This window comes from Pyxidicoccus fallax, from assembly GCF_012933655.1.
GTDB lineage: Bacteria > Myxococcota > Myxococcia > Myxococcales > Myxococcaceae > Myxococcus > Myxococcus fallax.
Genome location: NZ_JABBJJ010000004.1, coordinates 1 through 26,458 on the forward strand (window position 1 = coordinate 1; position 26,458 = coordinate 26,458).

At 66.5% G+C, this 26,458-nt stretch carries 24 protein-coding genes and 1 pseudogene; 17 read left to right on the forward strand and 8 right to left on the reverse strand.

Translation table 11 applies throughout. The features are described from left to right. Nucleotides 1–605: oxidoreductase dimerization domain-containing protein (locus tag HG543_RS01260; protein WP_169342777.1), on the forward strand; the 605-nt coding region annotated here is incomplete at its 5' end. 220 nt (nt 606–825) lie between these two features. After that, nucleotides 826–1,677: pseudogene (locus HG543_RS01265) on the forward strand (IS701 family transposase); the annotation flags it as partial. An 80-nt stretch (nt 1,678–1,757) separates the two neighbouring features. Here the strand turns inward: HG543_RS01265 and HG543_RS01270 are convergent. Beyond that, nucleotides 1,758–2,946, reverse strand: a protein-coding gene (locus tag HG543_RS01270) for an IS3 family transposase (RefSeq protein ID WP_169342778.1) whose coding sequence is annotated in 2 segments (ribosomal slippage) — nt 1,758–2,664 and nt 2,663–2,946 — 1,191 coding nt in all. Because the reading frame shifts where the segments join, the coding sequence is not laid out codon by codon here. Between the two features lie 802 nt (nt 2,947–3,748). Here HG543_RS01270 and HG543_RS01275 point away from each other — a divergent pair. Next, on the forward strand, nt 3,749–4,576 hold the full coding sequence (locus HG543_RS01275) for a DUF6602 domain-containing protein (protein WP_343073243.1): 828 nt from the start codon (nt 3,749–3,751) through the stop codon (nt 4,574–4,576). A gap of 344 nt (nt 4,577–4,920) precedes the next feature. On the opposite strand, the gene HG543_RS01280 is transcribed toward HG543_RS01275, so the two are convergent. From HG543_RS01280 to HG543_RS01290, 3 genes are all read right to left on the reverse strand, one after another. Further along, on the reverse strand, nt 4,921–5,448 hold the full coding sequence (locus tag HG543_RS01280; RefSeq protein WP_169342780.1) for a TIR domain-containing protein: 528 nt from the start codon (nt 5,446–5,448) through the stop codon (nt 4,921–4,923). Nucleotides 5,449–5,464: 16 nt separating this feature from the next. Continuing rightward, nucleotides 5,465–6,514, reverse strand: a complete 1,050-nt coding sequence (locus HG543_RS01285) for a YaaC family protein (RefSeq protein ID WP_169342781.1) — start codon at nt 6,512–6,514, stop codon at nt 5,465–5,467. Nucleotides 6,515–7,094: 580 nt separating this feature from the next. Then, entirely contained in the window at nt 7,095–9,089 is a 1,995-nt protein-coding gene (locus tag HG543_RS01290; RefSeq protein WP_169342782.1) for an ankyrin repeat domain-containing protein, read from the reverse strand. A gap of 79 nt (nt 9,090–9,168) precedes the next feature. Between HG543_RS01290 and HG543_RS01295 the strand changes: the two genes are divergently transcribed. Both HG543_RS01295 and HG543_RS56730 read left to right on the forward strand, forming a co-directional pair. Further along, nucleotides 9,169–9,309, forward strand: coding sequence for a hypothetical protein (locus HG543_RS01295; RefSeq protein WP_246356674.1), 141 nt, complete (start codon nt 9,169–9,171; stop codon nt 9,307–9,309). A gap of 1,048 nt (nt 9,310–10,357) precedes the next feature. Continuing rightward, nucleotides 10,358–10,543, forward strand: coding sequence for a DUF418 domain-containing protein (locus tag HG543_RS56730; protein WP_253910447.1), 186 nt, complete (start codon nt 10,358–10,360; stop codon nt 10,541–10,543). A gap of 9 nt (nt 10,544–10,552) precedes the next feature. Here the strand turns inward: HG543_RS56730 and HG543_RS54370 are convergent, their stop codons facing one another. Next, on the reverse strand, nt 10,553–10,696 hold the full coding sequence (locus HG543_RS54370; RefSeq protein WP_211193660.1) for a VOC family protein: 144 nt from the start codon (nt 10,694–10,696) through the stop codon (nt 10,553–10,555). A gap of 737 nt (nt 10,697–11,433) precedes the next feature. Here HG543_RS54370 and HG543_RS01310 point away from each other — a divergent pair. Together HG543_RS01310 and HG543_RS01315 are read left to right on the forward strand one after the other, a co-directional pair. Then, the gene (locus HG543_RS01310) at nt 11,434–11,688 is read left to right on the forward strand and encodes a zf-HC2 domain-containing protein (protein WP_169342783.1); all 255 of its coding nucleotides are present in this window, start codon (nt 11,434–11,436) and stop codon (nt 11,686–11,688) included. Nucleotides 11,689–11,747: 59 nt separating this feature from the next. Next, a complete protein-coding gene (locus tag HG543_RS01315; RefSeq protein WP_169342784.1) occupies nt 11,748–12,005 on the forward strand; it encodes a hypothetical protein in 258 nt (85 codons plus the stop codon). A 718-nt stretch (nt 12,006–12,723) separates the two neighbouring features. Here HG543_RS01315 and HG543_RS01320 read toward each other — a convergent pair. Beyond that, on the reverse strand, nt 12,724–13,287 hold the full coding sequence (locus tag HG543_RS01320) for a TetR/AcrR family transcriptional regulator (RefSeq protein WP_169342785.1): 564 nt from the start codon (nt 13,285–13,287) through the stop codon (nt 12,724–12,726). 232 nt (nt 13,288–13,519) lie between these two features. Between HG543_RS01320 and HG543_RS01325 the strand changes: the two genes are divergently transcribed. The 4 genes from HG543_RS01325 (at nt 13,520) to HG543_RS01340 (ending at nt 16,558) form a co-directional block, all read left to right on the forward strand. Beyond that, nucleotides 13,520–13,975, forward strand: coding sequence for a nuclear transport factor 2 family protein (locus tag HG543_RS01325; RefSeq protein ID WP_169342786.1), 456 nt, complete (start codon nt 13,520–13,522; stop codon nt 13,973–13,975). A gap of 428 nt (nt 13,976–14,403) precedes the next feature. Beyond that, nucleotides 14,404–14,796 carry a hypothetical protein gene (locus HG543_RS01330; RefSeq protein WP_169342787.1) on the forward strand — a complete coding sequence of 131 codons (393 nt, stop codon included), beginning with the start codon at nt 14,404–14,406 and terminating at the stop codon, nt 14,794–14,796. A 90-nt stretch (nt 14,797–14,886) separates the two neighbouring features. Then, the gene (locus HG543_RS01335; RefSeq protein WP_169342788.1) at nt 14,887–15,432 is read left to right on the forward strand and encodes a hypothetical protein; all 546 of its coding nucleotides are present in this window, start codon (nt 14,887–14,889) and stop codon (nt 15,430–15,432) included. Between the two features lie 508 nt (nt 15,433–15,940). Then, nucleotides 15,941–16,558 (forward strand): hypothetical protein, encoded by a 618-nt coding sequence (locus HG543_RS01340; protein WP_169342789.1) that lies wholly within the window; start codon nt 15,941–15,943, stop codon nt 16,556–16,558. A 175-nt stretch (nt 16,559–16,733) separates the two neighbouring features. Here HG543_RS01340 and HG543_RS01345 read toward each other — a convergent pair whose 3' ends face one another. Beyond that, nucleotides 16,734–17,858 carry a sterol desaturase family protein gene (locus HG543_RS01345; protein WP_246356675.1) on the reverse strand — a complete coding sequence of 375 codons (1,125 nt, stop codon included), beginning with the start codon at nt 17,856–17,858 and terminating at the stop codon, nt 16,734–16,736. A gap of 136 nt (nt 17,859–17,994) precedes the next feature. Here HG543_RS01345 and HG543_RS01350 point away from each other — a divergent pair, with 136 nt between their 5' ends. Beyond that, on the forward strand, nt 17,995–18,702 hold the full coding sequence (locus HG543_RS01350; protein ID WP_169342791.1) for an SAM-dependent methyltransferase: 708 nt from the start codon (nt 17,995–17,997) through the stop codon (nt 18,700–18,702). 63 nt (nt 18,703–18,765) lie between these two features. Here HG543_RS01350 and HG543_RS01355 read toward each other — a convergent pair whose 3' ends face one another. Then, on the reverse strand, nt 18,766–19,596 hold the full coding sequence (locus HG543_RS01355; protein ID WP_169342792.1) for a CPBP family intramembrane glutamic endopeptidase: 831 nt from the start codon (nt 19,594–19,596) through the stop codon (nt 18,766–18,768). A gap of 870 nt (nt 19,597–20,466) precedes the next feature. Here HG543_RS01355 and HG543_RS01360 point away from each other — a divergent pair. From HG543_RS01360 to HG543_RS01380, 5 genes are all read left to right on the forward strand, one after another. Beyond that, nucleotides 20,467–20,901: a peptidase associated/transthyretin-like domain-containing protein gene (locus tag HG543_RS01360; RefSeq protein WP_246356676.1), complete on the forward strand. Its 435-nt coding sequence runs from the start codon at nt 20,467–20,469 to the stop codon at nt 20,899–20,901. A 940-nt stretch (nt 20,902–21,841) separates the two neighbouring features. Beyond that, nucleotides 21,842–22,450 (forward strand): hypothetical protein, encoded by a 609-nt coding sequence (locus HG543_RS01365; RefSeq protein ID WP_169342793.1) that lies wholly within the window; start codon nt 21,842–21,844, stop codon nt 22,448–22,450. A 168-nt stretch (nt 22,451–22,618) separates the two neighbouring features. Next, nucleotides 22,619–23,284 carry a hypothetical protein gene (locus tag HG543_RS01370; protein WP_169342794.1) on the forward strand — a complete coding sequence of 222 codons (666 nt, stop codon included), beginning with the start codon at nt 22,619–22,621 and terminating at the stop codon, nt 23,282–23,284. A gap of 51 nt (nt 23,285–23,335) precedes the next feature. Then, nucleotides 23,336–24,022, forward strand: coding sequence for a hypothetical protein (locus HG543_RS01375; protein ID WP_169342795.1), 687 nt, complete (start codon nt 23,336–23,338; stop codon nt 24,020–24,022). After that, nucleotides 24,022–26,448 (forward strand): CHAT domain-containing protein, encoded by a 2,427-nt coding sequence (locus HG543_RS01380; protein ID WP_169342796.1) that lies wholly within the window; start codon nt 24,022–24,024, stop codon nt 26,446–26,448. Before HG543_RS01375 ends, HG543_RS01380 begins: the two co-directional genes overlap by 1 nt. The last annotated feature ends 10 nt before the right edge of the window (nt 26,449–26,458 follow it).

Sequence of the window (26,458 nt, forward strand, 5' to 3'; positions counted from 1 at the left end):
GGCTGGAGGAGGTGGGGGTGAAGCTGGACGCCCGGGGCGCGGTGATGGTGGACGAGTGGTCCCGCACGTCGGTGGAGAACATCTACGCGGTGGGAGACATCACGGACCGCATCAACCTCACCCCGGTGGCCATCGCGGAGGGGCGCGCGGTGGCGGAGACGCTCTTCCACGACAACCCCATGAAGATGGACCACACCAACGTGCCATCCGCCGTCTTCAGCCAGCCGCCGGTGTCGTGCGTGGGATTGACGGAACTGGAGGCGCGCGAGCGCTGCGGGCAGGTGGACGTCTACGTCAGCAGCTTCAAGCCCATGAAGCACACGCTCAGCGGGCGCAACGAGCGGACCATGATGAAGCTGGTGGTGGAGCGAGCCACGCAGCGGGTGATGGGCGTGCACATGGTGGGGGCGGACGCGCCGGAAATCATCCAGGGCCTGGCGGTGGCGGTGAAGTGTGGCGCTACCAAGGCCCACTTCGACTCGACGGTGGGCATCCACCCCACGGCCGCGGAGGAGTTCGTCACCATGCGAGACAAGCGGCCGGACCCCGAGGAGCGGCTGGCCGCCGAGCGCGGGCACGACGCGGGGGCCACCGGCTCGCACTGAGGTCCGGTCGCGGCGTGAGCGGTTTCTCCGAGCCTGTCACTGTCGTGGGTCTTGTTACCGACAAATCGCTCTGACTCGACTTTCGCCCTTTTCGGCTGGGTAGCCTGACCAGGGGAGCGAGGGGAGGAAGAGTCGAGGGTAGGGGAAGAGCGGCCATCGAGGCCAGCTGAGAGAGGTGTCCGGCAAGACACGCCTCCTCCAGCACCTTCGAGGTCTCCCGATGGCCGCCTCTCATTGGTATGCACTGCTACGCGTCTTGCAGCTGGTCCGCCCGGCATTCACCGAGCCCTCATTCCTGCGCTTGGTGGTCCTGTTCGCCGGCTGGGTGTGCTGTGGCGGCACGCACGCGGTCACCGAGGCGCTGGTGGCCGCGGGAGTGGCGGGCGTGCAGCACCATGCGGCCTTCCATCGCTTCTTCTCCCAGGCCCGCTGGAGCGCGGATGAGGTGGGCCGGCTGCTGCTGCGGAAGCTGGCGGCGCTGGGGCCGCTGCGGCTGGTTCTCGATGACACCCTGTGCTGCCACAAAGGGCCCAAGGTTTTCGGCCTGGGCAGCCACCTGGATGCGGTGCGCTCTACCCGGGCCGTGCACGTCTTCTGCTTCGGCCACGTCTGGGTGACGCTCGCGGTGCTGGTTCACGTCCCCTTCGCGTCACGCCCCTGGGCCCTGCCCCTCCTCTTCCGGCTCTACCGCACTCAGACCGAGTGCCAGAAGAAGGGCCTCGCGCACCGGAAGAAGACGCAGCTGGGCCGCGAGTTGGTGGAGCGTGTCCTCAGCTGGCTGCCCCAGGGCCCCCTGGAACTCGCCGCGGATGAGGCCTACTCGTGCAGCACCGTGCTCGACGGCTTGCCGCCACGGCTCGTCTTTGTCGGCGCCATGCGCCCAGACGCCGTGCTGACGCGCCCGCGCACGCAGCGCTGCCGCTCGCCGAAAACCGGCCGGTGGCTGAAGCGAGATGTGCCGGTGCCCAAGCCCGAGGTCCTCGCTCGGGATTCGGCGCGGCCCTGGCAGCGGCTGACCGCCTGGCTTTACGGCCAGGCGCGGCAGGTGGACTACAAGGAAGTGGTGGCCCGCTAGAGGAGTGCGACCGGAGAGCGGATGCTCAAGGTCGTCATCGTCCGGATGGGCTTGGCCCGATTCGGTGGACAGGTTGACTACGCTGCCAGCCTTTTCGTTGCGGCCATCCGCTCGTACTCCGCTGGGCTGACGTAGCCCAGGGCCGAGTGGCGCCGCTTCCGGTTGTAGAACACCTCGATGTACTCGAACAGGGTCCCCTTCGCCGCCGCGCGTGTCTCGAAGCGGGTGAGGTAGACCCGCTCCAGCTTCAGCGTGGAGAAGAAGCTCTCCGCCACGGCGTTGTCCCAGCAGTTGCCCTTGCGTGACATGCTGCACTCGATGCCTCGCTCCTTGAGCAATTGGCGGTAGTCCTCACTGGCGTATTGGCTGCCCCGATCCGAGTGGTGCAGCTCGGGAGCGGGGTGGTCGAGCAGCGCCATGTCGAGCGCACTGAGCACCAGGTGCCGGTCGATTCTCTCGCCCATCGCCCAGCCCACCACCTTGCGGCTGAAGAGGTCCAAGAGCACGGCCAGGTACAACCAGCCCTCCTCGGTCCAGACGTAGGTGATGTCGCCCACCCAGGCGCGCTCGGGCTGGCCGGGTTGGAAGTTCCTCTCCAGCGAATTCGCAGACACGGGATGGCTGTGCGCCGAGTCGGTGGTCCGCACGAATCGACGCCGGGCACGAGCGCGCAGCCCAGCCTGGCGCATCAGCCGAGCCACGCGCTTGCGGGCCACCCGCCGGCCGCGCGCCTTCAGCTCCGCATGAACCCGCGGTGCGCCGTACGTGCCCCGGCTCTCCTGGTGCACGGCCAGTACCTCGACGCCGAGGGCCCGGTCGCTCTTCGTGTGTTCGGACTCCTCCGGACGCTTCACCCAGGCGTAGTAGCCACTGCGAGAGACGCCCAGGTGACGGCAGAGCGTGGCGACTGGAAAGTGGGCCTTCTTCGCGTCGATGAAGGCGAACTTCACTTCATCTCCTTCGCGAAGAAGGCCGCCGCATTTTTAGTATCTCCCGCTCCAGCCGCAGCTCGCGGTTCTCCTTGCGTAGCCGGGAGAGTTCCTCGCGCTCCTCCGTCGTCAGGGCCCCGGGCTTGCCCTCACCCCGGTCCGTCTTCACCTGCTCCACCCACAGGCGCAGGGCCGACTCCGTCAGGTCCAGCTCCTTGGCCACTTGAGGAATGGACTTCCCCTCCAGCACCAGCTTCACCGCTCCGGCCTTGAACTCCGCGGTGAACTCCCGGCGCGGCCGGCGGGGCTTCTTCGGCTTCTCGTCAGTTGCGGACATCCCGTGCTCCTTCCATCAGATCTCGGGTGTCCACGGAACTGGGCCAAGCTCACTTCGGGGAGAGCAGGCGAGTCATTCTTCTTCCTAGTGGGTTCGACTCGCGCTGTTGCAATCCGCTGGCTCGGAGGTTATCGTATTGCAGGGTATATACGGTGTATTTCAGGAGATATTCGATGGCCGAAAGCTCTACGACACCAGTGTCCTTCCGCCTCAACACCGCGCTCAAAGAACGCTTAGAGAAATACACGAAGAAATTCTCTGGGACGGCAACCGATGTTCTGCAAATTGCCCTACGTGAGTACCTAGCGAGCACGTGCCCCACTTGTGGAACTGCCAGGGGGCGCATTTCAAGAGGGCGGACAGCCGAGTTCATGCAGTTCATCAAAGATCATGAGAGCGCAGTTGTTTATCTTCGCATCGAGCGAAACGGCACGCTCTGTGTCTACAAGGGAAGGCTCCCAAGGATCAGGGGACACCACGTTCGTCTCAGCGCCATTGATCCAAATTGGCATCAGGGCGAAGCGCAATTCCCTCTTGATGACGTAACGGATTGGATGGAGGGCACTCTCGGCGATGATTGCAGCGAATGGGAGAGAATGAATCCCCAATTGCCAGTAGATCGGTCTTGGGGGTTCACGAAGAAGTAGATGGATTACATGGCGCAACTCTGAATTCCAAAGTATCTCCAAGTCTAGGGGTTGCGGTGGGCAAGCGAGCCTCATGGGAACAAGTCCGTGAACTCGAAGCACCCGGATGCAGTCGTGATTTGTCGAACTGTTAGACGAACACCCTGAGACTATATATGCCGGCCAAGTCAAAACCTTCCCTGTCTCGGACCTCGCTGCAGCACCCTGGCCACGCTGATTCGGACCCCGGGTTGCTCAGAGTCTATTCTTCTTGGGCGCATGAATTGAAGGCTCGGTACGAACGTGTCTCAGATCTCTTCAGGCATGCTCCGTCGATTGGTCGTTCGCGAGAACTCTACCTTGCAGAGACTCTTGAGCGTGCCCTCCCGTCTCACCTCGCAGTTCGACACGGCGCCTTCTATGTTCCAGGGCACGGCGCAAGTTCGGAGCAGGATATCCTCATCGTGGATACTCGACGGCACCCACCCATCGAAGAGATTGGGGATTTCGGCATCTACTTCCGAGATACCGTGGTGGCTTGCATCGAGGTGAAATCAAAGCTCACGCGCAAAGAGCTTTGTTCGGCGCTCAGAACCCTGGTCACAACTAAAAGCGTAGGCCCCGGTCTCGGATCTCGGTATGCATTGTTCGCATATGAGACTCATCTGACGGCGCAGGAGATCCTTGAATCAATCGATAATACCGTTGAATTCTTCGATCACCGCATCTATCCGATCATCGTGCTCGGTAGACTCGTTATCACGATGACGGAATTCCACCCCGAGAAGCCACGGCCGAGATTCGTACTCACTGCATTTGAGCCATCCTCCGATTTGGATTTGACTCTGTTTGAGCTTATTGACATGCTTATGGAGATCGGAGGGGAGTCTCCTGTTAAAGGACTGTACAGTGAGATACATAGCCATTTCAATCCAGTGGCGTCTCGCACGTTCGTATGCCCAGAGAAGCGCCCGGGAACAGGCTTGGGAACAAACATGGATTAGCCATAGCCAGGATACTCGACCTGCTCTTGTTGCTGGCGAGTGCTTGCATAAACCATCTTAATGCTCTGTAAGAACCCGTAACGCGGCAGACCGCAACCAGCACCGCGCATTTCATTTCATCGAGGCCTGCGCGTTGCTCTCCGTTGAGCATCAGGTCGGTGACGTAGTCGCCAAGGGCACAACGGCTCTCGGCGCAGCTCATTCTCACCGTCATTGAGTGCAAGTAGTCGGTCAGTTTTCGGTCGAGCTTGCGCAATTGGGCGGGCATCATGCTCCGTCAGCACGGCATGGCCTCGCTCGAACCATCTGACCGAGTAGTGTTGGGCGGCACGCTCAGCATCTCCTCATTCCCCTGAAAGAACTATCGGGTTTGTCATCGCCGCACAGACACTTTGGATCGCCTCGTCCGAGGATGTGTAAGGAATGACTTGGCGCACAGTTGGTAGCCCGAGCGCCATAAGTGACACGTACCCCTCGCCGATCTGGAGCGAATGGCGCGACGCGTCGGGGTTCCGATACTCGACCGGTCGAGCTCTGTGGCGTTCGTCATGACGGAAGCAAAGCAGCGTGGGCGTGGCGCGCGCAGCGGCGATCTGTAACTCAATGCCAAGACCAATGGACGGATAGGTGACATCCGCGACAAGCACGTCAGCCCAAAGTACCATGTCCCGGTCCCACTCGTAGCAGAGCCGTGCTCGGTCTTTGGCCGGCCTCAGCGCCAGTTGGGGGTCGCTGTCCCGCAGAGCGTAGCGCACTCGGGCGATGCCACGCGTGTGCAAGGTGGCCGCGAGGGCATGTATGAGTGCGGCGTACCCATTGAACTCCTCGCGCGGAACATGCGTCAAGCCACACGCGATGTAGACATTTTTCATTGGCAAAGATCTCGGCTTACGTCGCAATTCGAACGTTGGGTAGGAGGAACTGATGTCCCGTAATCTCAGCCGCGATAGCGTCCAGGTACTGCTCGGGTGACATCAAGACAAACTCGGTCAATAGCCAATTTTCTGAGCCCGAGAGAAACGCATCGAGTTCCACCGGACGGTACCGACAGATTTCGCTCAACCGGTGCATGCCCGCTAGCGTTAACGTTATCGGTGACCGATCAATGCGCGCTGGGCCGGGAACGTTCGCCGCCTTTACGTACCAGAGCGTCTGCGCTCCCGCGATATAGTGAAGATCACGCCGGAGCGTCCTGTGCAGCGCATTCAAGCTTGCCATGTCGGCGGATGAGGTGATCTCCGCCTGTGATATTCGTGCCGTTGCTGTGGACCGGATGGCCCGAGGATCGTTCCCGCCCGGGTCTGCCACAAACGATGCGGGGAGCGCCTTCATGTACTTCTGGTGCGCAAAATCCCTGGAGATATAGGCCGAGAGGTACGCCTCGCTGGTGTTCGTGTCGAACTTGTACGCAGGCTCGGTGACAGCGTAGAACAGATCTTCCTGCGTCTTGTAGGTGAGGCAGTACGTGCGATGCACGAATGAAAGATTGAAGAGGATCTCCTGAAGGCTGTACGAGTTTCGTGGGTCTGTGTCTCCAAGATAGGTGGCGAGAGCAGGCAAGATGCCATGCTTTTCAATGCGCACCCCTTCGTTGGTGAGGTCAATGACCGCAGACGCACTACGCATGTTGTGCGACCTGACACCATGATGCTCCTTGAACGCTAAGCCCTTGGATTCCAGCAAAGCTTTGGCGGCGTTCATGAATGAGTAATAGTGGAGCAACGGTGCGGACTGCACCGGCATCTCAGTGGAGGCTGATGCGAATCGTCGCGCTTGCTCCCAGTACAACTGGGCTGGCTTAGTACTGTTGGTCTTAAGCCACAGCGATACAAAGTCCCACGGGCTCTTGGTCAGTACGGTCCGCGCGTCGAGGATCGGCGCGACCGCTGATTTATGTGGTCGTAAGTCGCGGTCACGAACGCGTACGGGGAGGATCATGGGGTGAGCAGACGGTCGATGAGAACTTGGGGTGAAGACAGCGGACCTGGAGTTTGGAGTATAGGAGGGACGGGAACCCTGTGGTGGGAGAGAGCGGGGACGGAGGGGCCGAGCAGGGCCGAATTATAGGGGGAGCGCTCGGTGATGCTGCGGTCACACCTCGTCAGGGCACGCGCTGCCGATGGGCTCCACAAACCTCCCTGGAGCACCGGCTCCCCTGATTTTGTCTCCAGAATGCCTCCAAAACGGGAGGGGACTCCAGGCGACAGGCGGGACTGGCGGGAACTGCCCCGTGGACTCGAAGTGCCCGGATTCACTCACGATTTAGCGAAAGGCGTGCGCCGTCGCGTGTTTAGGGCACCCCGTGTCCACGGGTTCAAATCCTGTCTCCCCGACCACCCTTCAGCCCGGCCAGCCGTTGGACGTGGCTCATCCATTTGTTCAGCTGCACCTGGGCCACATTCGCGTGGCCGTCAGCCCACTGGAGGACGCGCTCGCGCCGAAGGTGCCTGCTTGCGGAGGGCCTCCGCCAACCGGGCGGTGGCCCACCTGCCGAAGGCGTGACGCGGCGTGGGCTCGCTCAGGCCAGGGCGGACCCGCCCTTGCGCAGCACGTTGAACAGCTTGTCTCTAGCCAGTTCCGATGCGGCGAAGGCTTTCGAGCAGAAGACCTTCTTGAGCGCCGCGTCCGAGGCGTCGAACTCGCCATTCTTGTAGTAGTGCTTCGCCTTCACCTTGGCTTGCACGTCGTGGTCGTCCGCGATGACCACGTCCGCCTTCACCACGCCGCCGACCCGGAGCGAGGCGTCGTTGCCATGGCCCCACACCACCTGGGCTTCCAGGTCCTTGCCCACGATGACCTCACCGTCCGTGTCCACACCGGTGGCGCGGACGCTTCCGCCCACCGCGAGCAGCCCTTCCATGCCCGCGTTGCGCAGCACGCCTTCCACCGTGAGGTCCCCTGTCACGAGCAGCGGTCCATCCAGGTTCACGTCGCCCTTCACCACGAGGTTCCCGCGCACGAAGCGCGGCAGCTTGGAGAGACGCGGCGTCTTCTCCTCGGCAGGCAGCACATCGCGCACGAGTGTCACCACCGCCATGACCGTCCAGGGAAACTCCCCCTGGAGCGCGGCCGCGAGCTGGTCCCACGACGTAGCGCCTTGCAGCGCGAGCCCCTTCAGGACCTGTTCGACGCCGTCCACATCCTTGTCCTCGAAGTACCAGGCCTTGAGCAGCGCCTCGCGCTGACGCGCCAGCGCCTCCAGCAGAGGCTGCACGTCGAGCGCACCCGCCACGCCCGAGGACGCTTTCGCCCCCATGAGCTGGGCAAGGTGCGCGTTCTTGTGCTCCAGGGCCTCCTGCACGGGCGTCTGGCCATCGCCGCCCTTGCGGGTGACGTCCGCTCCCGCCTGGAGCAGGACCTCGATGACGGGGCCCCGCTCCTTGAAGCGCGCGTGCTGATGCAGCGGCGTCCAGCTCTTGCCCGCGTTGGGGTTCGCTCCCGCGTCGATGAGCGCCCGGGCCACGTCGGCCCGGCGCGCGTCGAAGAGCGCGGTCCGCCCTGATGTGTCGAGCGCGTCCACGGGCACGCCACCTTTCGCCAACGGGGCAATGCAGGACACGCTGCCGTGCTCGGCGGCGGCGTGCAGCGGCGTGGACTTCTTCGCATCCACACCGTCTGGGGCGAGCCCCAGGCGGAGCAACTCCGTCACCAGTGCCGCGTCATCCACCAACGCGGCGAGGTGGAGCGCGCCGCGCTTGTCCGAGTCCTTCGCCTCCAAGTCGGCTCCCAGCGCGACCAGGGCCAGCACCCGGCCCGTGCGGCTGTTTCCTTCGAAGCCGGGGCCGAAGAACGGCTTCGCGTCCAGCCCCGCCGCGAGCAGGAGCCCCTCATCCAGGTCCTTGCCCTTCTTCCCCTTGGGGCGCGCCGCGGGCTTCTGCTTCCGTAGCCAGGCCAGGAACCCCTCATCGGAGAAGACACCCTCCAGGCCCTGGAAGTTGAGCGGGTCGTCGTCGTCCGTCACGCCATGGGCGCGCATGCGGGGGAACTCCTCCACCCTGGAGAGCAACTGGCGGTAGCCCTGCTCAGGTGTGCCCCGCGCCAGCGCACGCCAGGCCTCAAGTCCTCGGCGCCCACGAGCATGGTCCGGGAGTGGCCGCAGGCTCGTGGCCTCGTCCAGCGCGGCTTCCACCTGTTCGAGCTGGGCCGCGGTGGGCTTGCGCCGGACGACGTCCTCCGCCCACTGGCTCAGGGCCAGCGAGCGCGCCTTTTGGGCGGTCGTCAGCTTCCCGCCGCCGGGCCGGGTGTCTTCGGTCAGCTTCAGGACCCGGTCGCGAATCCCCCAGTGCTCGGCCTTCAGCTCGCGTTCCCAGCGATGGGGCTCCATGCGCCGCGTCGGGTCCAGGGCCCAGCTCAGGGAGTGGAGCCCCAGCAGGTGCTCGGGGTCTGCCGCCACCACCTCGCGCAGGATGGGAATCGCCCGGTCCAGTTGCGGCGGCATCTCATCCAGCAGACTGTCCGCCTTCTTCATCAACGCAGCGACATCGACCTTCTTTGAAGCCTGGGCGCGTGCCATGGCGCGGAAATCTGGCACGAGCTGTAGACGAATGCGCGAGGAACGTCGGCGAGGTTCACGCAGTCCGGGAGGCGCCGGAGTGGATGGCAAGATCGAGTTCTTCCTCGCCACCGTGGACCCTTCGGGCAACCCGAGCACGGACGTCATGTCCTACTGCGACACGACGTGGTACCAGGACCAGGGCTCCCACAAGGGCTGCACGGCGGGAATTACGAGCTGAGGCGGCGTGCCGGTCCCCATCCAGAACTACATGGAGCTGACGGACGATGCCTGCATGTAGCCGACCGATGGCCGGCGTTCGGCGAGCACACCGGAGCTCGTGGGCAGTGTGGTAATCGCGCCCGCCTGATAGAGGCCCACGTCGCGCTCGTCTGCTGCGCCTCAGGACGAGTCGAGCGCAGACGCAGGTCGCCATCGGTGCGGCAGCAACTCGTCGAGGCGGGCCGCGGGTGTTCATCAGGGAAGAGTTCCGCATGACCCCCGCGTAGTGCAACGACAGGGCCGTCGTGTGGTGGACGGTCGCCCCCCCCGTACGACGGGGAGGGTCGGATTGACGGAGGAGTCCCTCGGGCATCTGCTGGACGCATGTCCGAGCCCACTCCTCCCGCGCCGCCCTCCGGAGCCCACGCCCGCCCGGTGGACGTCACCGAGCGAGTACTCCTCGTGGACGTGTTGCGCGGCTTCGCGCTGTGCGGCGTCTTCGTCTCCAACAGCTTCTCGTGGTTCAGCGGCCGCGCGCTCCTGCCACGCGAGCAGATCCAGGCGCTGTCGGCGCCTCCCCTCGAGAGCGTCGTCACCGCGCTCTACTACTTCTTCGTCAACCAGAAGTTCGTCGTCCTCTTCTTCTTCCTTTTCGGGCTGGGCTTCTCCATCCAGCTCACGCGCGCCGAGGCCCGGTGCGTCCCCATCGTCCCCCTGTACTCGCGGCGGCTGCTGGTGCTGCTGGGCAGAGGCCCAGGCGCGGACACTCTTCCTGGAGGGACTCTCCAGTGGCTCCTTCCAGATGGCCCAGGCGGCGAACGCGCAATACGCCGTGTTCGTCCTCCCCCAGCTCAAACGGCTGCTCTGGATGGGCGTCACCCTGGGCCGCTTCCTGCTGGGCCTGCTCGCGGGGCGGTACCTGTTGCTCCAGGACGTGGAGCGCCACCGGGCCTCGTACCGCCGGATGCTCGTCTGGGGTGGAGCGGTGGGCGTGCTGGGCAACAGCGCATGGGGGGGCGCAGCGCCTGCGCATCGCGGGGGTCGTGGATCCGGCGAAGGACCACTGAATGGTCGCCCTGCCCACTCTCGGGGAGCTGGGCTTACTCTTCGCGCTCCAGGTGCCCCTCAGCCAGTGGTGGCTGGCACGCTTCCGCTTCGGCCCGGCCGAGTGGCTGTGGCGCTCGCTCACCTACGGACGGGCACAGCCCATGCGTCTGGCCCCTCGGAGCACCGTGGAGCCCTCGGTGAGCTGATGCGTGAACTCAGCCCTGGACCCTCATGATGAGGTTGCCGCACGTGTCCTCGAAGGACACGACGGTGACCGGCCCCATCTTCTTCGGCTCGCCACGCATCAGGAATGTGCGCGCGGTCCCGCGGTCCATCCGCGGCCAGAGCATCTGGGACACACGATTTCAATGGGCCGGCCTGTATTGACACCATTGCCGATGAGCGCCCACCGGCTTCCCGAGCACTGCGAGCATGTGACGGCGCCAGGTGGACTCGGGGGCAGCAGCGTCAACAGCTCCGGGATGCCCGTTTTCTTCGCACCGCACACGATGGCGGCGACCGACAGGTCCTCGTCTGCGTCGCGGACCGAGTCTCCATCCCATCCCCGGCCGTCGACGAGCACTCGGCCGTCGGACGTCAGGTAGAGAGCAGGGCCCAGGCCGGGGTCGAGCAGGAACGCCGACTCGGCATCGGTCACATCGTCGCGCTGCTGGCGGGTTTCCTGGACTTCCCGCAGCCGTCGCAGGAGGTCAGGTGGAATTGCGTACGGTGTGTATGCCATCGCGGGGCCAGGAGCGTAACAGCGTCGCTGGCAGGGCACCACGAGGTGCGCGGCTCATTCCCCGGTACACACCTGTTCGGGCCTCCCGGCGGAACAGAGGGTGTCTCGCACATCCCCGCTCGGTAGTAGCCGAGCCCCGAGCGCAGCGCGTGCCGCGATTCGGTCATCCCGCCGAAGAGGACGTTGTGTGTGGCGCGCTGGCGCGCGGAGTCCGCTACAGCCGCTCAATGGGCTGGAGCTGTAGGGAGGGAGCCGGTACAGCGTCGCGTCAGCGCGCGCCTGTGAGTCCAGGGGCTTGGGGTGCGCCTCGGCGGCTGTAGTAGCCTCGCGCGGAATTCCCCGGGGGAACTGTCTTTGGCCTGCCTCGACGCCGACATCGCCGCCTACACCGCCCACGCCCTGACACCGGAAGAAGCCCGAGCCGTGGAGGAGCACATCGACACCTGCTCCGCCTGCCGTGAGTGGGTGTCCATGCTGGCGAAGGCGGGCATGTCCCGGTCCACGGGAGTCACGGGCTCGCGGAGCGGGAGCGAGGTGGGCAACCTGTCCGTGCTGCCGCGAGGCACCCGCGTCGGGCCCTTCGAGCTCGACGGGCCGCTGGATGCCTGAGGCACGGGCCTGGTCTACGCGGCGCACGACGCGCGGCTGGACCGGCGTGTCGCGCTCAAGTGCCTGCGCGAGCGGCGGGAGACCCGGCGCAGCTCCTGCGCGAGGCGAAGCTGATGGCCCAGCTCGCCAGCCCCTACGTGGTGTCCGTCTATGACGTCATCGAGGCCTACGGGCTGGCCCCCGGCAAGGCCACGCCCCGCGCCATCGCCCTGGTGAAGGAGGCGAAGCAGGGCCTGTCCACGTCCACGTTGCCGCTCATCCAGCGCGAGCTGCGCCACGCCGACGCGTGGCTGCGCACCCACGGCGTGGAGCCCTGACGCTCAGGGCCCCGATGCGCCCCATGCCCGCCTTCGCCGGACAGCACCTCCAGGCTTCCACGCCGCGCCAGCCCTGGCCCGGTGCCTGGCGCCCGCGCTTGTCGCTGCTCCTGGCCCTGGCGCTGCCGCTGATGGTGGGTGCGTGTCACTCTGAGCAGCGCCAGCCCACCGGGACTCCACCCCCAGCGACTCCGTCTCCCGCTGCTCCGTCCTTGGACACAGCCGCGCTCGGTATGGCCCCGTCGGACGGGCCCGCGCACGCTGAGCAACTCCTGCGCGAGGCCCACGCCGGGGCGAGGGCGGGGGACTTCGAGACGGCCGCCCGGCGGATGGATGCGCTGCTGCGTGCCGACCTGCCGCGCTTCGCGCTGGCCTGGCGCTCCGACCCGGCGTTCACCGCGCTGCGCGAGAGCGCGCCAGGACAGGCGCTGACGGCCCGCCTTCCCAGGCTGGAGTCCGCGTGGCGCGAGGCCGCGCGGCTCGGGCTGCCACTGCTGCAATGGCGGCCTCCCGCCCCCAGGACCGAGGGTGGCGACGACTCGGAGGCCTATCGCAGCCCGCCTCCCGCCTTGCTGCGCGCGGGGACCTTCCTCCCGGAGCAGGGGCGCTTCCTGGCGGCGGGGCCCCTGGAGCCGGGCGTCATCGCGAGGTCCCCGCCCCGTCAGCGAATCGTCCGCACCGGCCGCACGGGGCCGCCGACTCACGGCGCCCCCGGAGCTCAGGTGGGGTGGCGTCCCGCGAGCAGGGTGCGTGTCCAGGGCGCGTCGACCTCATCGGCGCCCACGGCGACGAGCACGTTGGTCAGGAGTCCGTCGGCGACGAGGCTCCGGATGCGGTCGTCGGAGGCACCCGATGCGCTGCGCACGTACTCCACCTGCTTCGCGTAACAGGTACGGATGGCCTCTCGGATGGGAGGCTCCGAGGCCGCGCAGTTGGCGTGCATCAGCACGCGCAGCAGGTCGCGGTCGCTGTCGATGAGCTGGGCGTAGGCCGTCCGCATCGCGTCCAGGACCGCCTCGGGCTCGCGGCTCCGGGCCTTCGCCACGGCGTCCACCATGTTGTCGCGCAGGAGCGCCGCACAGTGGTCGATGACCGCGACGAAGAGCTCCTCCTTGTCGGGGAACAGCCGGTACAGATACGCCTGGGAGATGCCGGCGGCCTTCGCCACCTCGACGGTCGTCGTGCCGTAATAGCCCCGCGCCGCGAAGGCCTGGATGGCCGTGCGGAGGACGGTGCTACGGCGCTCCTCGGCGGTGGACAGCTTGCGGGACGCGATAGGCATATGAGTAAGTAATCGCTCATTGTCCGCACCGTCAAGCGGATGGCGCCCCCGGTCCACGCGCGGAACCCCCCAAGCCCGGCCTTCCTCCCTGCTGATGAACCTGCCCGCTTGACATGGAAACTGTGAGTGGTTAATTACTCTCCATGGGTCGCGAACGGCGGCCCGTTTTTCGGACCTCAACTGTGAGTGGTCAGCCACTCTCAATTCGGAAGCACCCTGAAAGGACGTCACCATGAGCACCGCCAACACCGCCACGCAGCAGATCCGCAAGCAGGCCCAGCAGACCTTCTCCAACCACCTCGAGTACCTGTCGAGCGGCCGTATCTCCGAGTGGGTGGACCTCTTCGCCGAGGACGGCGTGCTGGAGTTCCCCTACGGCCCGGAGGGCTTCCCCAAGAAGGTCACCGGAAAGGGCGAGCTGTACGCGTACATGAAGAACTTCCCCCGCCACTTCCAGGTCCGCTTCACCGGGCTGCGCTTCCACGAGACGACCGACCCGTCGCTGGTCGTGGCGGAGTTCTCCAGCGAGGGCAAGGCGCTGGAGACCGGCCGCCCCTACAACCAGACGTACATCTCGCTCGTGGAGACGCGGGACGGGAAGATCACCCGCTACGTGGACTTCTGGAACCCGCTGGTCGCCATGAAGGCCATGGGCGCCGAGAACATCAGCGCCGCCTACCTCGGCTGAGGCCCGCGGGCCTTCATCGTGCACGACGTCCCGTGACGCTTCGTGCAGGTCGCAACCCGGCGGCGCGGGGCGGCGCGCAAGTCCCGGGAAATCGCTCGGCTCCTCCGCGAGCCGTTCGGGCACACCGGATGCTCTTGTAAGGGGCACATCATGCCCCCTGGCTGCACGTCGTCGAGAAGGCGCTTCGCTCCGGCGCACTGGAGGCGCGTGAAGCGTCAGCTTCGGCGCCGGGTTGGAGCGCCGCGAACACCTTGGAAGGGCTTGCGGCATGACAGCCTTTGTAGCCATTCATGTTACAGGGTGGATGGGTTTGTAACCTCTGGAGATACACGTCAGACGGGGTGCATAGGGTGCGCGTCACCATGAGGGCAGCAAAGCCATTCATGGATTGACGGCCGTGTGGGCCGCACACACGAAAGGTTGTATCAATGGTGAAGCGAATGATGGGCCTGGGAGTCGTTCTTGCGATCCTCGGTGCTGGCGGCACGGCCTGGGCCGGGTACCGGGACAACATCCCTGTCCTCCTCGACACCACGAATCGCAACTTCTACGCGAGCATGGGCGGGGCGCGTAACGCCTCCGACGTCAACTCGTTCGTCGAAGTCGTGTTCGTGGGCAGCAGCGTCGTCGAGCACGCAATCGTCGCCGCCCGGAACGCGTCGGGGCAGATGGGGGTCTGCGTCGCGTCCAATCCCTCCATCCTGGCGGCGCTGAGGACCATCACGGATGACGGGTATATCTATGTGACCTGGGATGCGAACAACAACTGCACCTTCGTCGAGGTGCGCGCGACGTCCTATCTGGAGCTGAAGGCCCCGTAGTCCTCACCGGCCTGTCGCGCCTCCCGCCTGTCGCGGGGAGGCGCGGCGGAGGCTCGCTGGTGGCACGCCTTCCCCGACCGAGAGGTTCTCATGCGCATCCCATCGACAGTGTCTCGCATTGGCATCCCGTTCCTGACGGCGCTGGCGGGCTTCGGCCTCGCCCATACCTTCACTCCGAGCCCACCCGCCGAGGAGCTGATGAGGCGGCTCGACCAGCAGGACGCGCGGATGGAGGCGCTGGCGCGCAGACTGGAGGCGTCAGCGGCGAGTGTCTCCGGGGTTCCCGCTCCCCAGGCCAGGGTGGGCATGGACCTGTCGGGGCTGCGGGTGGAGCTGCGCCAGATGCTGCGGGAGGAGCTGAGCACGGCGGTGGCCTCCGCCGATGACGACCGGCTCCCGGAGAAGGAGCAGGCTCCACCGCCGCCCACTCCCGAGAACATGGCCGCCTACGAGAAGGCCCATCGGCTGGTGGAGGACCGCCTCTCCGCCGGAAGCTGGGGCCGCGCACAGATTCATGAGCTGCGGACGCTTCGTGGGCAGATGAGCGCGTCTCAGTACATGGAGCTGGTGCGCAAGCTGTTGACGGCCTTCAACAACCAGCAGCTCCGACTCGAGGAGCCCGGCTCACCCATCTGAGCTTGGGCGGGGGCGGAGCCAGGGCTTGGAGGAGGAGAGCCCGGCCCTGGCCTACCAACCCTTTACGGTGGGCTCGGGCAGAAGCGATTGAGCTCCAGCAGAGGAGCTGGAGGCGCGCGAGCGCTGCGGGCAGGTGGACGTCTACGTCAGTAGCTTCAAGCCCATGAAGCACACGCTCAGCGGGCGCAACGAGCGGACGATGATGAAGCCATGAAACATCAGGTGATTCGGGACCAAGGAGGCGCAGGTTCAGTTCCTGACTCCCCGACCACCCAAGTCGTCTGAATCATTCGGTTACGGGCTGGAGGTCTTCAGGGTCTCCAGCCAACGAGCCGAAAGGCAATCCGCTCCGGAAGCGGCACGTCGCCGAGCACAGTCTCGTCGAGGACGAGCCTGTCGAGACTCAGCAGGACGCGCCCGCTCGGCGCCATGACTTCAGAGCAGATGCGGCGCCCACGATGACGCACTGGGTGACCGCGCCGGCGCGCCGAGGCGGTATCATCGTGGGATGTCTGATCTCTTCTCCGTCCGTGTCCTCTCAGTGAAGCCCAAGGCAGTCCGCCTGTCGGTGACCCGCGTGCACCCCGACGCCGAGCGGCCCGCGCCTCACGCCGTGTTCGCGTTGATGTTGATGTACGACCCCATCGAGAAGTCGAAGGACCCCGAGTTCAGCAAGTACCGCCACCTGGAGGACTCGGCGCTCGCGCGGGAGGTGCGGGCGCACAATGGCTTCACTGACGCGTGGGTGAACGCGAACGCGCAGGCGTTCGTGGCGAAGGTGAAGCGGTCCGGCTCCTTTCTGGACATCCAACTGACGCACCCGGCGTGGGGTGAGCACCTTCGCAATCGCATGACGTGGCGGACGACCGCCTATGACATGGGCCCGGGCCTACCCGCCGAACCTCGGGCGCCCCGCGCGCAGCAAGCCGTGGCCAAGGCGATCAAGCAGACCCCGAAGACCGGGAGCACGGGAGCGAAGAAGGCCGCGCGCAAGGCCGGAGTGAAGAAGACCGCGAAGGAGAGAAGCGTGGTGAAGAAGACCGCGAAGGCGAGGAGCGTGGTGAAGAAGGCCGCGAAGGAGAGAAGCGTGGTGAAGAAGGCGGCGAGGGCGAAGCGAAGCAGTTGAGGCTCGCCGGGACTGTCGGCATGCGGCTGGAGGAGGACGTGTCGCCCGCCAGCTCCGGCGGCACGTTGTAGACGTGCCGGGCGTACGCGCGCAGGCTTTTCGCCAGCCACACCTTCCCGACCACCTGGGTACATCAAGCTTCCCTGGAGGGACATTCCAGCCGAGCTGGGCGGGGCTACCCGTACGGGGTCTCTTCCTCGTGCTTCTGGAAGGGGTAGGCGAGCTGGCCGAGGTACGTCTCTGGCGGCTGGAACTTCGTGGTGCCGTACTTCGACGGCCAGTGGTCCGGCAGGTGGGCGGTGCCGAACATCCAGTCGATGAAGGAGAGGAAGACGGCGAAGTTCTTGTCGATGCCCTCCTCGTCGGACGTGTGGTGCCAGTGGTGGAACTCGGGCGTGGCGAACACCCAGCGCAGCACCGGCCAGCGGTGGTTGACGTTGGCGTGGATGTAGACGGCGTGGAAGGACACGAAGACGAGGTACGCGTAGATGGCCGGCGGCGCGAAGCCGAGGATGAAGACGGGCACGAAGGCCAGCGTGCGGTTGAGCAGCACGTCCACCAGGTGCGAGCGCGAGCTGGCCAGCCAGTCCATGTGCTGGCTGGAGTGATGGATGGCGTGGAATTTCCACATCCAGGGGATGGTGTGGAAGGCGCGGTGCAGCCAGTAGCTCACCAGGTCCACCACGAAGAGGACTTCGAAGAACTGGAGCCACAGTGGCTGCGCGGCCACCGCCGCCTGGAAGTCCAGCTTCACCGCCCAGGCGAAGAACACCTGCGCCGGAATCAGCGTGGCGAAGGAGATGAGCTGCACGCCCATGTGGCTGACGAAGAGGTGCTTGAGGTCCGTCTGCCAGCCCAGGCGGAAGATGGGCTGCTCGCGCTGCGCCCACAGCCGCTCCATGGGGACGAAGAGCAGCCCCAGCACCAGCAGCTCCAGGATGAAGTAGTCCAGCCCGGCGCTGATGGCCCGCGCCTGGTGCGTCAGGGGCTCCGCCTCCGCGCCGCCCAGCAGCAGCGCCACCAGCGCCAGTCCCATGGCGATGCCCCCGTGCGCCTTGGAGCGCAGCGCCAGCACGCTCACCATGCCCAGCGCGAAGGTGGCGATGATGGACGCCTGGAGGAGGGCCCGGAACACGCCGAGGTGGTCGGCGTAGAAGCCCCGGGCGTCATTCGTCACCAGCAGGTGCGGGAAGAGGAAGCAGAACTCGGCGAAGACACACAGCACGCCGAGCAGGCCGGCCGTGACTCCGGCGCGCTTGCCGAGGTTCGTGCGGACGGCGGGGGAGAGGAGGGTGCTCAAGAGGTGGGCCTGGAGAAGTGAGGACCCGGCCCACTCTACCCGCCGCCCGGGACGCTCCGGTAGGGGGCCGCCAGGACCACACGCCGCCGCATCGGTTTCGCGCACCGTTGTCACGGGTCGGCGTAGGCTCGGGGGCATGCCCCCTGCCGCTGAATTCACGCGAATCCTCCTCGTGTCCCTGGCGCTCGTCGTCTCCGGCTGTGCCTCACGGACGGCGGCCCCGCCTCCGCCGGAGCAGGGGCATCCCCCGAAGGGCCATCATCACGGCGGCCCCGCGGCGCACCGCTTCGAGGACGCCGAGCAGTGGGCGGCGCGCTTCGAGGACCCGGAGCGCGACGCGTGGCAGAAGCCCGACGTGGTCATCTCCGCGATGGACATCCCCCCTGGGAGCAGGGTGGCGGACATCGGCGCGGCGACGGGCTACTTCCCGGTGCGCATCGCCCGGGCCCATCCCGACGTGAAGGTGTACGGCGTGGACATCGAGCCGGACATGGTCCGCTACCTCGACGAGCGCGCGAGGAGGGAGGGCCTGACCCACATCCATGCGGTGCTGGGCGAGCCCGGAGACGCGAAGCTTCCGGAGCCGGTGGACCGCATCCTCCTGGTCGACACCTACCATCACATCGAGGAGCGCCCGGCGTACTTCCGCGCGCTGGCGGGCTCGCTGCGCGCCGGGGGCCGGGTCATCGTGGTGGACTTCAAGGTCGACTCGCCCCTGGGGCCGCGCAAGGAGCACAAGCTCGCGCCGGAGCAGGTCATCGAGGAGCTGGCCGCCGCCGGTTACCGGAAGGTCGGTGAGCGGGAGCTCCCGCACCAGTACGTACTCATCTTCGAGCGTGTCTGAGCCACTCGCCGGCCCGTCCGGGCCATCGGTCGTGGGGTCGCAACCAGCTCCGCATTGCCGTGCTCACGCCGCTGGGGCCGCACGTCGGCGCCACATCAGCGCCGTGGCAAGTGCCAGAATGATGGCGGCCGTACCCGGAATGCTCGCCTCCAAGCCGAATGCACCCCCCGTCCACCACTCGGAGCCATTCGCCAGGACGGGCATCCACACGCCTTGGGCCTGATTTCCGCTCACACCGAAGCCCAGAAGCGGGCCCTGCACGAAGTTGAGCGCGAAATGCAGCGCGATCGGCAGGGCGAGTGAGCGCGTCCGCAGGTATGCGGTTCCGAATAGAAGACTGGCGGCGAAGATGTTCGTCATGGCGAGCACCTGCAATTCCCCGGCGGTGCTGATTCCGGTCGAGTGCGTGAGCACGAAGTAGAGCGCCATCAGGATCTGAGCGGCCCATGCACCCAAACCGTCGATGAGGCGCTGGAAGACGAAGCCGCGAAACAGGAGCTCTTCGACCACGGCCACTGCAACACAGTCGATAAGGGCGTCGATGACGGCTCGGGCATTGCTCTGGCCCCACTCCCATTCGACGGCGCCGATCAGCCAAACCGTTCCCGCCGCCAACGCCCAGATCAACGCGCCGAGCGCGAGCCCCAGCGGGACGTCCCTCTTCCAGCTGGCCGCGGTCCCGACCACGGAGGAAAGACGCTCGCGCCTGAAGGACAGACAAATCCAGGTGGCGATGACTGCCAATAACGCCTGGAGGGCTGGGCTGACGGAGCTTCCCGATGAGGAAGCGTAAAGGGTCGCCGGTACGACCAAGGCACCGAGGGTGAGGTAGAAGACGAGGAGCCACCAGCCATTGCGGAGCCGGCCGACGCTATCTTTGAAGATGCCGATCATCGAAGTCTCCGACCCAGCCGGAATGGGGGCCTGTTTGAGGGGCGAGCTGGTGCACCGACCTGCCCATCGCGCGGACCCTGCCGCCGTGCTCTCCACCGTTGCAGGGCGAGCACCGCAACAGAACCCACTGCGCGTGAAGGACGGAAGACGGAGAAGGAGGAGTCATGTGGTTCACCGCGCAACTGTGCACGCGCCCGTGCTCCACCGTCGCCATCGAGAGACTCGACGCGTTGTGCACGGCGGTCGACCTGGGCGCGAGCACGTTTCCGTGAAAGGAGACCAGAAGGTGATGGAGCAGAGCGCCTGGGTGGAGGAGGGCGCCTTCACCCTGCCCGGGGACCCGCCGGCCCCCGCAGACGGGGGCACCTGACCATCGGCCCTGGCCGCCCTCCCAGGAGGAGCGCGGCAGGCACCCACCACTCAGCGAAGGTCTCGGAGCTTCGAGACGCGCTCCTGAAGTGAGGGGAGGAGAGGGACGCTGACGGGGAGCCCATGAGCCGTACGGCGGGCTCGGGCAGAAGCGATTCAGCTCCAGCAGACACACGCCCGCCTGGCCCAGCGGCCTTGCCAGGCGGGGCGGGGCAGGGGCCAGGCGCGCCCTCGCCGTGGCAGGGAGGTGCGTATTGGCATGCAGGGAGAAGCCTTCCAGGTAGGCGCACCGAGGCTGCTTTCGGGGAGGGTTGTGAACCGCTGATGACCCCTGGACGCTCCCCGGCCACGGCCGCTCCGGGACCGGAATCCACGATCCGGGACAGGTGGCTCCGTGCGTGGATGCCCCGGCCCGCGCAAGTGGGCCAGAACACGGGCGGTGAGGACTGGTCCAAGGGCTGCACCGAGAGCGCGACCCCTTTCACCTGGAAGGTCCATCCCATGCAGCGCTCTATCGTCTCCGTTTTCGTCGTCCTCCTGTCCACTGGCTGCGCCAGCTCGACGGTGATTCGCTCCAGTCCCAGTGGCGCCCTGGTCCGGTCGCACTCGGGCGAAGTGCTTGGCCGGACGCCGTACGAATACAGAGACTCGGCCACGGTCAACCACACCGAGAGCTTCACGCTGGAGCTGGAGGGCTACGCTCCGGAGTACGTCACCATCCGGCGCGACCAGTGGAACGGGGCGCGCACCGCAGGCGGCATCGTCGGGGGACTGTTCGTCTTCCCCGTCTTCGCCACCCTCTTCTGGGCCGCCGACTACCGGGAGGCATACCACGTGGAGCTCAACTCGCTGCCCGACACCGAGACGGATGCGCCCGCGGCCCCCGTTCGGGCACGCCGCGCGAGCACCGACAAGACGCGCGCCACCCACCGCTGAAGCGCGCCCAGGCGACGGGCCCGCACGCCGCGCCTCGAGCCGAACGCGGTGCATCCTGGCGGCCAGGCAGGACCCAGACCCTCGTTGTGCGACACATTGACGAGGGCTGTCGCGGCAACCGCCCCGGTGCCTCGGTGGAGACTCCCAAGGCACCGCGTGGGGTTCTGCGTCCGGAGGGCTCGCCTATGCCAGCTATCTGGGAGCCGCGTTCCAACCCACGTACTGGGGCGGCACGGATGCCTTCATGACTCAGGTGAGCCCCTCGGGCAACGCGTTCTGGTACTCGACCTACCTCGGCGGGAGCAGCCTGGATACGGGGGCTGATCGCGCTGGATGCTTCGCTGAAGGTCTACGTCACGGGCACGACCTCCTCGAACAACTTCCCGACGAACGTGTACGGCTACGGTGGCGACACCGACGCCTTCATCACGAGGTTCAACGGGCCTTGAGGCTTCGAAGCGTCTCCCTCCGGTAACGGCGCGTTCCGCCAGGTCGAAGGCCTTGCGCGCATCCGTCTCTCCGAATGCGCTCTGGGCGCTCGTTGCCGCGGACACGGCGCACGCATGCGCCTCTCGGACGCTCGGCGGCACGTACCGGGACTGCTTCATCCGGCTCTCGAGCGACACAATCCCGGCGTGCGCCCTGGCGATGAGGTCCTTGTCGCGCTGGAGCGCGTCGGCCTCGGCCTTGAGCCGCGCGGCCAGCTCGGCATCAATCGCGAGCACCAGCTCCTTCATCCCGGTGTCGTAGTCACCCGCCTGCGCCCCAGTCGGACCCACCGGGAGAACGGGTGGATCCGGACCTCGCGGTTGCGCAGTCATGCGCGCGGTGGAGCGGAGTCCGCGAACTTTCTCTGCATCATTTTTCACGTCGCGGGCTCCTGACTGTGTGGGCGGGGGGATTCAGGCCCACTGAAGGACCTTTCAGGGGGGGAGTTGCCATGACGACGGAGGATGGGGAGGACCCGGGCCTGCCGCGCGCGCCTGTCGCGCGTGGGGGTTGGTGGGTGTGGCTGGCCTTGGGTTGCATGTGGACGGGCTGCGGCCCGAGCAGGACGCTGAATGCGGTGGGCAGTCGCCAGGCCCAGGCTCCTACTCGCAACGCCGCGTCTGCTCCGGACGACTCACGGGAACTCGGCGAGTTCCTGCTCCTGCGCAAGGATGGAGAGCGCATCGAGGGGCGTGACGGCTCCCTGAGCGCGGCCCGGCTCACCGGCAGCACGGCTGATGGAAAGCAGCTCGACGTCCTCCGGGAAGACATCAAGACCCTCTATCGCAAGGAGGGGTCGCGGGCGGGAACCCTGGCCCTGGCCGGCGCGGGGACCGGGTTGCTGGTCTCCGGCCTCATCGTCCTGCGGGTCCACGTCGACAACTCAGACGTCTTTCGCGACGACCGCGCCACCGCTGTCTCGGCCGCGGTCATCGGCGGGGGCACGTTGCTGGGCGCGCTCATCGGGCTCGCGGTCGGCGCCGGGGAGAACGACTGGCGTGTCGAGCCCCTGGTTTCCGCCGACCAGGAGTACTCGGTCCAACTCACTCTTCCCCTGTAGCCGGCGCCCTCTGGCGAACCCTGGAGATACAATTCCATGAACACTTCTACCTTTCGTGGGCTGGCAATCTCAGTGCTCCTCCTGTGCGGAGCCGGATGTGCCCCCTCGCGTCTGTCACTCAAGCCCGACTTCTGGAAGGAGACCCAGCAGCGGATTGGCGTCGCTACCGTGGTCATCCCTCCACTCCAGGCCTACCGCGGCGGAAGCCAGGGGCTTCTCGACGAGGCCATCAACAGTGCGATGAGCGAAGGCCTGGGAGCGCATCTCCAGACCCTGGATGCCAGCCGCTTCCATACCGTGGCCGACGAGTACGTGGAGAAACTCAATGCGTGGGGCTTCAGCGCACGGCGGCTTCCCCTGCCGGTGGACCTTGCCTCGTTGCCGGCGTTCAAGTCCGAGTCGTCCGGGGAGTTCGCGGAGCGGGACCTGCGGTCCCTGGGCGCCAGCGGAGACATCGACACGCTCATCCTGCTCTCAGTCTATCAGTGCGGAACCCTCCGCTCGTACTACGCCTTCATCCCCCTGGGCGCACCCGTGGCCATCTGCATGAGCAAGGGAGAGATGATTGACCTGAAGACAAACGCGGTCCGGTGGCGTGCCTACCCGGAGATGGACGCGTCCGTCACCGTCAAGGTCTCGGGCGAGTGGGATGAGCCACCGGACTACAGGAATGTCACGGCGGCCATCGCCCAGGCCATCACCCACGCGCAGGGTTTCCTCGTGAAGGAATTCTTCGGAAAGCGTCCGCTCAGTGCATGCACCGATACGCCAGGGTTCAGGAATGCGTCAGCCGCGGAGAGGGACCAGATGCTTGCGAGCTGCAGCGGACAATAAGAGATCAGCGCGCATCCTGACTTCCTACACAACCCACCCCACGAGAACACCGTGCACACGCTCTTGCTCCTGTCCGCCGTTCTTTTCTCCCTGCCTCCAGCCGCGGATGCCCCCATTCCCGCTCGCCTCGAGGCGCTTCCTGCCCTGACGCTGCCCGACTCCCAGCGTGGGACGCTCCACCTGCTGGATACGAAGTCTTTCGATGAGGACTACACGCAGAACACCGGCAGCCGTGTCGTCTTCGAACTCCTGGCGGGAATCGGGACAAGTACCGCAATCTCCGCGGCAAGCTACCTGGTGCTCACCGAATACCCGAGGTTCGAGTTGATGGTGACCTCGTTACTGCTGCTCGCGGTGGGACCCGGCCTGGCCGTGTCCCTCACGGGCGAGGCGATGGACGGACGTGGCAGCCACAACTACGCCATGCTCGGTAGCGTCATGGGCTTCATGGCGCCGGCGCTCCTCGGCACGGTCCTGGTCCTGGGCTGCGAGAGCCACGGTTCCACTCCATTCAACGAACTCAGTCAATGCAGTCCCCTCCTGATACCTCTGGCCCTTGCCATAGGCCTGCTGCCCGCCGTTGGAGCGACCCTGGCTTATGAGACCTCGGCGCCCCGTTCCTGGCTGTCCCAGGGCCATGCGTCGGGCAGTGCCCCTCCGGCGCCTCGTTTCGTTCCGGTGCTGACCCTGACGGGACGGGGGCTGGGGGGCACGGTCGGCATTGCCGGGAGTTTGTGATGCGGCCGGCGCTCACGTGGATGGCGGTCGCGGTCCTCTGTTGCGCGTCGGGAGCCGCGGACGGGGAGGCGCGACTGGTGGAGGCGGAGGTGGCCTTTGCGCGGGCGAAAGAGCTCCACGCGGCGGGCAGGTACTCCGAAGCCCTTGTCCAGGGCGAGCACGCGCGCGTGCTGCGTGAGGCCGTGCTGGGCAGCTCACATCCAGAAGTCGCCCGGTGTCTGGACCTGCTGGGGGTTCTTCACCAGCTGCAGGGAGACCCGACAGGGGCCGAGTCGCTGCTTCGACGCGGGCTCGCAATTCGGGAAGCAGCCCTTGGCAGGAGCCATCCGGACGTCGCTTCCTCGCTGGACCACCTGGCCTCTCTCTACAAGGCGCAGGGGGCATATGAACAGGCCGCGCCGCTCTACGAGCGCGCGCTCGCCATTCAGGAGGCGGCCCTCGGCAAGCACCATCCAGCCATCGCTTCGACGCTCCACAACCTCGCCCTCGTCTTCGCCAGACCCGGCTCCATCAACAAGGCCGAGCAGGCCTACGCGCGCGCGCTCAAGATTGTCGAAGTGACCCAGGGCAGGAACCATCCCTACGTCGCCGAGCTGCTCAACGACCTGGCCCGGCTGCGCATGGCCGACGCTCGCCTCGATGACGCCCTTCCTCCATTGAGACGTGCGTTCGCCATCTCCGAGTTACGCCTGCGCCGGGAGGCACTCGGCTTCTCCGAGTCCCGTCTGGCCCACTTCATCGCGCATCTGCGCACCCAGGAAGAGCTGCTCTACGAGTTGCTGCGAGCAGCACCCGACGACGATGACGTGCGGCACCTGGCGCTCACCGCCGCGCTCATGCGCAAGGGGCGCTCCGTCGAGCAGATTGCGGATACTTCGCGCACCGCCTTCCTGCGCGTGAGTGCTCAGGACCGTGACACCTTCAAGCGGCTGCGAGGCTTGCGCAGCGAGCTGGCAAGCCTTTCGCTTCAAGGGCCCGGTCCGCTGACGCCCGGCGATTACCGGCAGCGCCTCGAGGAGCTCGCCAGCCGGGGCGATGCGCTCGAAGCCGAGCTGGCCATGCGCTCCGCGCCCCTGCGCGCGCTGACCTCGCTGCCACCTCCCGAATACATCGTCCGCCGCGTCGCGGCGGCCCTCCCCAAGAGCAGCGTCCTCGTCGAGTTCGTCGCCTACATGGACCGCGCGATCCTCCGCAAGCCTGGCACGCAGGAGCCTCGCACCCCGCAGCTCCGCTACCTGGCGCTGGTGCTCTTCCCGGACGGGCACATCCGCGCCGCGGACCTTGGCCCCGCCGCGCTCATCGACAGCGCCGCTGCCAGGATGCGAGACGCCCTGGCCAACCGCGACGCGGACTTCTTGTTCTCAACGCGCGAGCTCTATCAGCGCGTCCTCCGTCCGCTCTGGCGGTTCCTGGATGGCACCCAGCACGTCTTCCTCGCGCCGGACGGGCAGCTGGGCCTCGTTCCCTTCGCCGCGCTCCACAACGGCCACCAGTTCCTCGTGGACGTCCACGACTTCACGTACCTCACCTCGGGAAGGGACTTGATGCCGCGCGCCTGGAATGTGGCGCCTTCGCAGTCGGTGGTCGTCCTGGCCGACCCGGACTTCAACTCCCCGGCCCCTCTCCCCACTGACAAGACGGAGCTGGCGGAGCGCTCCGCTCCTGTCGAGCGTTTCTTCTCCACGCTGCGTGCCGACGTGGCCGAACGTCCGTGGGCGCCCCTGCCTGGCACCCGGGGAGAGGCCGAGGCCATTCAGCGCATGGTTCCTGGCGCTCAGCTCTTCCTGGGGCCCGCGGCCACCAAGGAGCGGCTCCTGCACGTCTCCGCCCCGGGCGTGCTGCACCTGGCCACCCACGGCTTCTTCCTCGAGGACGCCACCGTGCAGGAGGCCACCCGCGCCGTAGGCCACTTTGGTGCGCTGGGGGAGGACCCCCACGCCGCGTCCCCTGCCGACCCGCTGCTGCGCTCCGGCCTCATCCTGGCGGGCGCGCGCGCTGCCACGCTCGGCGCCTCTGGCGCGGACAGGCCTCCACCCGACAACGCGATGGTGACGGCCCTGGAGCTGGCCGGACTCAACCTGTGGGGCACCCAGCTGGTCGTCCTGTCCGCCTGCGACACGGGGCGAGGGGACGTCAAGCTCGGCCAGGGCGTCTATGGGCTGCGCCGGGCCTTCATCGCCGCGGGCGCGGAGACGGTGGTGATGAGCTTGTGGAAGGTGAACGACGCGATAACCCGGGTGCTCATGGAGGGCTACTACCGCCACCTGCTGGCGGGGCAGGGCCGTGCCACGGCACTGCACCAGGCGATGCGCGAGTTGCGGCGCATCCATCCTCACCCGCATTACTGGGCGCCCTTCATCACCGCGGGCCAGAATGCCCCCCTGCGCGTGCTGTCGTTTGGCCCTCTCAAGTCATCGGGGAAGTAGCCCGCCGACG